The organism is Thiocapsa imhoffii, assembly GCF_016583985.1.
Lineage (GTDB): Bacteria > Pseudomonadota > Gammaproteobacteria > Chromatiales > Chromatiaceae > Thiocapsa > Thiocapsa imhoffii.
The window spans coordinates 1-662 of the sequence record NZ_NRSD01000085.1 but is presented as its reverse complement, the minus strand read 5'-3'; the positions used below and the strand labels follow the sequence as shown (position 1 = coordinate 662).

The 662-nt window shown below is 67.5% G+C and carries 1 pseudogene; it reads right to left on the bottom strand.

The annotated features are described in order from the left end of the window. A pseudogene (locus tag CKO25_RS21750) lies at positions 1-556 on the bottom strand (HPr(Ser) kinase/phosphatase); the annotation flags it as partial. Between the last annotated feature and the right edge of the window lie 106 nt (positions 557-662).

Here is a 662-nt window from a genome sequence, read left to right as displayed (position 1 = left end):
GCTCCGGGGCATCGTCGGCGATGAGCCGATGACCGCGGGCGATCATCTCCAGCGCCAGCTCGCTCTTGCCGACGCCGGCATCGCCGGTGAGCAGCACCCCCAGCCCGAGCACTTCCAGCAGCACCCCATGCACCGTCGTGCGCTCGGCCAGCGCATGGGTCAGAAAGTACTGCAAACGGTCGACGATCTCCGCATCGCGGGCCGCAGAGCCGAGCAGCGGCGTGCCCGTGCGCTCCGCGTAGGCGAAGAACACGGGGTCCGGGGTGATGTCCGAGGCGAAGATCACCGCCGCCGGCCGCGCCGAAAACAGCCGCTCGATGGTCTCATCGTAAGCGGGCTTACTGAGATCCGAAAGATGCAGCATCTCCGCCTCACCGAGCACCTGCAGGCGGTTCGGGTGAATGCAGTTGAGCGAGCCCACGAGGCTCTGCGCCGTCTGTCCGCCCTGCTCGCTCAGCAGCGGACAGGACTGCGCCGGCGGCGGTGTCAGCCAGCGCAGCTTGAGGCGCGGACCGATGTGCTCGACCAAGCCTTGCAGGGAGTGGACGGGATTCATGCCACAGACCACCTGAAAGAGGGCATGTACGGCGGCAGTTAGGCGGTGAGAACCCGCTCGCGAAACACCGCGAGCACGTCGGCATCATCGGTGGCCGCGCGCAAGG